The organism is Anaerotruncus sp. 80 (assembly GCF_009936115.1).
Classification (GTDB): Bacteria; Bacillota; Clostridia; order Peptostreptococcales; family Anaerovoracaceae; genus Senimuribacter; species Senimuribacter intestinalis.
In genome coordinates, this window is record NZ_QWES01000027.1 from 1 (window position 1) to 5,532 (window position 5,532).

The 5,532-nt window shown below is 42.8% G+C and carries 4 protein-coding genes; all 4 read right to left on the reverse strand.

All coding sequences use genetic code 11. The features are described 5' to 3' along the window. Positions 1 to 269: YbaK/EbsC family protein (locus D1155_RS12950; RefSeq protein ID WP_279261863.1), on the reverse strand; the 269-nt coding region annotated here is incomplete at its 3' end. A gap of 77 nt (positions 270 to 346) precedes the next feature. Further along, positions 347 to 562 (reverse strand): hypothetical protein, encoded by a 216-nt coding sequence (locus D1155_RS12955; protein ID WP_160202836.1) that lies wholly within the window; start codon positions 560 to 562, stop codon positions 347 to 349. A gap of 262 nt (positions 563 to 824) precedes the next feature. After that, positions 825 to 968, reverse strand: coding sequence for a DUF3788 family protein (locus D1155_RS12960; protein WP_160202837.1), 144 nt, complete (start codon positions 966 to 968; stop codon positions 825 to 827). 196 nt (positions 969 to 1,164) lie between these two features. Then, positions 1,165 to 5,235: an Ig-like domain-containing protein gene (locus tag D1155_RS12965; protein ID WP_207709531.1), complete on the reverse strand. Its 4,071-nt coding sequence runs from the start codon at positions 5,233 to 5,235 to the stop codon at positions 1,165 to 1,167. Positions 5,236 to 5,532: the final 297 nt, after the last annotated feature.

Here is a 5,532-nt window from a genome sequence, read left to right on the forward strand (position 1 = left end):
GCAAAGCTCAAGGCACGGGTATGATTCTTTTCTCTAAACGCTTTCAGGTTTACTTTTTTATCACCCTTCACGGTGAGCAAATAGTAATTTCTTTTCTTGTCGTCTCGAATAAACAAATTCTTCCCATCGGCTTCCGGATAAGGCAATTCCAGTTTGGAAGCCTCTTCCATATTATACACCGCCTTGTGCTCTATAATCTCATGCCGGATATTCTTCGTTTTTAAATATGCATAGATGCCTTGTTTCTGCATAACATTTCTATTTTTCATACAGTAAAACTCCCGTATTCCTTATCTCATAATAAATTTTAGATTGAGGCTCAATAAAGGACTTTCCATGAAAAAAGTCAATCTGAAAATGCATCACTTTGTTCTTTAAGAAAATTGCTTTTTTCATTATATTCTGCAGCTCGTCCAAGCGAAGTTAATGATTCTCTTTTTAATTCTTCAATTTCATCATCAATCAGGTGTTTACATAATACTGATTTCTCTTCTTGATTACACACAAACACTTCACCTTTTAAATTGACGTTTATACTCTTTACACGCAGCCTCAACTTCATTCATGAGTTCAATCAGTCCCCTTTCAAAACAAAATCCCCCAGAATGATAAATAAAAATGCAATCTAATGCAAAGGGCGAATAGCTATTCGAATTAAGACTCTCCGTTTTCTTATATTATGCGCTATAGATAAATACATCAAATTTACTTTTTCAAAATTAGTATAACTTGTTTTTTTATTTTTGTCACAGTTTAACAAAAAGTATCTGCTATATTTATAAAAATCTTCTTGCCATTCATATCTTTTATGACGTAACTCCTTTTTATATTTTAAAACAGGAAAAACCTCTGTCTAACTTCATTTCGTATTTTTCGTCAATCGCCGTACATAACTTTTGCCAGGTTTCAAACAAGGATTGTCCGAGCAATTCAGTCATCGTCGATTCAGATGGTATATTTTCAAGCATTGTATCCCCTCTGTAATGTCGATATCGTCCCGCCTGTCACAAGAAATCACTTGAATTCCGGCTTTGTCCAAAGCATCTTTCCCCCTGCTAGTATTTTCATAACGATCGTGTTTCGTATACGCATAATAGATTTTTTCAAAATTGTCATCTTAAAAGGGCAGGTATCACGATACCTGCCCAAATCATAAAAAATGGATTATCTATATTTCTTTTTCACTGCATATGCTGTACCGCCCAGCCCAATTGCCGCCGCTACCAGCACCGCAAGCCATGCCAGCATATTCGCTGCATCGCCTGTTCTTGGAATCCACCACGGCAGTTCATCTGTTTCCGGATTCTGCTCCTTGATGATATTCTCAACTTCTTCTGGTGTTTTGATATTCTTGTCCGGAATACCGTCTCCATCTGTATCGATGTTAATATCTGGAATTCCATCTCCATCAATATCTACATTAAGATCCGGAATACCGTCTCCGTCCGTATCAATATTGATGTCTGGCTTGCCATCTCCATCGGTGTCGATGTTGACATCTGGCTTGCCATCTCCATTGGTATCTACATTGATGTCTGGTTTCCCATCCCCATCTGTATCAATATTGATGTCTGGTTTGCCGTCTCCATTGGTATCAATGTTGACGTCCGGCTTGCCATCTCCATTCTTATCAATGTTGATGTCCGGTTTCCCATCTCCATCGGTATCAATGTTCACGTCTGGTTTGCCGTCTCCATTGGTGTCAATGTTGACGTCTGGTTTGCCATCTCCATTCTTATCAATGTTGATGTCTGGCTTTCCGTCTCCATCGGTGTCCACGTTAAGATCTGGCTTTCCGTCTCCATCTTTATCGATATCTAAGTCTGGCTTGCCATCTCCATTGGTATCAATGTTGATATCTGGCTTGCCATCTCCATTAGTATCGATGTCTACATCGGGTTTCCCATCTCCATCGGTATCCTTATTGATGTCTGGTTTCCCATCTCCGTCCGTGTCTACGTTGACGTCTGGCTTGCCGTCTCCATCGGTATCGATGTCTACATCGGGTTTTCCGTCTCCATCGGTATCTTTATTGATGTCTGGCTTGCCATCGTCGTCGGTGTCGATGTCTACATCAGGTTTGCCATCGCCGTCGGTATCGATATTGATATCTGGAATACCGTCATCGTTGGTATCCTTGTTCAAATCCGGATCGATCAAGCTCGGTTTGCGTACATTGTAGGTCAAATTGATGACAGTCTCATTTCCCAATGCATCGGTTACCGTCTGGGTTACAATATATTTTCCTGCATTTGATAAATCGATTTCTGTAACCGGGTTTCCTGCTTTATCGACGATGGAAATAGCAGAACGCGTCACACCTTTCAGCAAACGTCCATCCAGACCAACGAATACATATCTTTCGTCGAATAATGTTTCCAATTCGTCCAGGGTAACCGTTTTACCTTTTTCCGTCTTCCGAGAGATACTATCGTTTACCGTACCACGCAGTCGTAAAATATCAGTACCGTCCTCAATTCGCTCAATCTCGTCCGGATTCAGCTTCTTTCCATCTGGCTCACTATCTGGGTCATCCGGATCCACCACTCCATTTGGAATCACCGGGATCGGTGGATTGATAAATGGGAAGTTATCCGGCTCATCTGTGCTGGAGCCGCCGCCTTCTACCGGTACATTTTTCGAAGACGGTTCATAGTTGTATCCACCTGTGTATTTGGCTTCTACAATAAACTTTCCGGATTCCAATTTCGGAATGGCAGGATACTTTCCGCTGACATCGTTAAAGTCAACTGTCAGCGTAGCATCAGTATACTCATACGTATCGTCACCAACTTTTTCCGTTTTCACATACTTGGCATCATTGGCTTTGATCGGAGCGCCTACTTTTACACCATTGACATAGAACTGGAGAATTCCATCCGGCGCCTTGTAAGCAGCACCTTTTTTCGGTTTTGCCGTTTTTACCTGTGCATGAAAGGTCATTTCTGTTACGATTTTCTGACCAGTATCGTCATCTATCTCTGTCTGAATATCATAGGTCGGATCCACAATGACTGATGGAATCGGTCGAATCGTCGCCCAGCCGGTTGTACGATGTCCCCAGTAAGACTCTTTAAAGCCGACCTCATTGGCATATTGCTTGGAAATCAGTTTGAATTTATAGATACCTGCATTTTCCGGCATTACATAGGTATTCCCTGTAGATGCTTCTTCCTCCATCGGCGTTCCATTCACCTTGTCGTAGCGCTGGGCAAAAACTGTGATATAGTTGTTTCCCTTACCATCGCTATTTTTATTTAATTCTTTCTTATTACCAGCTTTATCTTCTGCGATAATCGCATTTCCTTCTTTTTCAAAATCATATTTTTCAAGTGGATATCCATCGTAATCCTTGCTCAGCGGACCCGGGAATTTATCTTCTGGTAAAATGAAGTCAACATATCTCTTCAGGACAGAACCGCCGCCCTTATCTGCTTCTTCAATATACATAGGCTCCAAATGCCGTTCTTCCCCATTTTTGTCAAGATAGGAACATTCTACAGAAATGGTTTTGCCGGCTGATGCCTCTGGTACCCATAAATAGAGTTTTCCTTTATCAAAGCTGTATGGTGCACCATACGTATACTTGCTGCCAGCAATAGAAACCTCCCACGTTTCAGGGAGAATGACATTATCCTTAAAGCCTTCTGCCGATAAATCAATCGTTGTCATAAATACTTTACCACCATTGGCATCTAATGCATAGGTTGCATTATTACCCATACGGAATCCCTGACCAACGCTTGCATCTACAGATCCGCCGGTGATATATACAGTTCCTCCATTGCCATCAAAAGCATACATACTGGCAACTGGTCTTGCTAATAACGTACCGCCAGTGACCCTGATGGTACATCCCTGGGCAGTCGTAACGCAGGCTGCTCCAAAAGCACCGCCATGTTCTCCACCATGAGACTCGATATACCCACCATTGATTGTAATATCGCCACATTTCAGATAATATTTCGACCTGTTGGCGCCTGTAACTGCACCATGCTGACGGCTGCCTTCATTGTAAGCCGTGTTACCGTAGCCCGCGCCAACACCTGCTGCATGATAAGCGCCCTGCGCCCAAATCCGTCCTCCATTGATTTCAATGTAGGAAGAACCTCCCATACAGCCTGCACCAATACCTGCTCCGCCGTTTGCAACGCCGCCGTCGGTAGAAACCGCCGTGGCATTAATGGTTCCACCATTGAAATACATCTTTCCCGCAATCTCAGAATATCCCGCACCAATCGCAGAAGAATATAATCCGCCAGTAGCATCCAGTGTACCCGAACCATCAACTGTCAGTGTAGAATTCACACCAACATGCAGCGCTGCCGCATATACGGCTTTGGCGACTGACAACGTATTTGTTTTGCCTTCGGCCAAAGTCAGATTACAGCTGCTGCCGTCGAGTAGATTGATTGGAGAATCGCGATATGCAGTCTCTGAAATACTTACACCGTCCAGTGTAATATTTGCGGTCGTATTTTCCTTAATCCAGATATTATGTGTGGCCGATGTCCCTGCAATGGTCACCGGTGTATCGGTTTCAATCTGAATGTAGGCACCATAGGCGGGATCTGTACCAACAGTTACACCATTTCCCTCACTAATACCTTTTCCTGTAATGGTTAAACCACCGGCAGTTACTTGACCTTCCTGCGTTTCTTCTGCTGCCATCATGATGCTGCCACCCAGATTTATGGTCGCAGCCAGCCCTTCAGTATCTTCCGCTAATATATACCCTTCTGGTAAAGACGCCTGCAAAGTGTGTTCGCCTTTTGTCACGCCATCACCTAACGAGCTAAAGTCCCAGGTAATTTTTAATTCCTTTTTTGTACCATCCGCCAGCACTGCCTGAATGGACTGCGGAAAACACCCCTCCAGTACTTCTGCTGTAATCGGGGTTTCTGCATCTGCCGCAGTGTCCAGATACCATTTTTCTGTCTTCTTATCGTACGTCAGCAATCCGTCATCGTCTACCCACGTCCAAGAAGCTACCACAATTCTGCCTAGATCCTTCATGCTGCCATCCATCAGCGCATCATTTAGAGAATTCTCGCCAAATAAACCGTCATCATAAGCCGGCTTATCTGCATCGTTCTGCTCTGTTCTGCTGTCTGTTACAGTATGCTCCTCCGCGTTAACTCTGAAAATATCATGAAATCCAGTCGCGTAGGCAAGCACTACCATCAAACATAACAAAACACTGACAACCTTCTTTACTAATGTTTTGCCTTTCATCTGCTCTTCCTTCCTCATACGAAAATATGACAAAAGCAGTAAACCCATGTTCTTTATAAAAAGATACGCCCGAGGTGCGCTTTGCACCGATATCTTTACCTTGCAAGAAAATAGATTTCCTTCATTCGTCTCTTTTCAACAAAATACTTTTTATCTCCGATAAAATTATACCTCTCTCCACGCATTGCTGTCAAGTCCTATCCCCTTCCCTTTTTCTCCGAAATGTAGGTTTACAATAGATGTGTTACAACTGAATAAAAAAATTGCAAGATCTCATTTTTGTGTTAAAGTTAAGTT

Coding starts and splice junctions, on each gene's coding strand:
- D1155_RS12965 (WP_207709531.1), bottom strand. CDS start 5,235: ATGAAAGGCAAAACATTAGTAAAGAAGGTTGTCAGTGTTTTGTTATGT.
- D1155_RS12955 (WP_160202836.1), bottom strand. CDS start 562: ATGAAGTTGAGGCTGCGTGTAAAGAGTATAAACGTCAATTTAAAAGGT.
- D1155_RS12960 (WP_160202837.1), bottom strand. CDS start 968: ATGCTTGAAAATATACCATCTGAATCGACGATGACTGAATTGCTCGGA.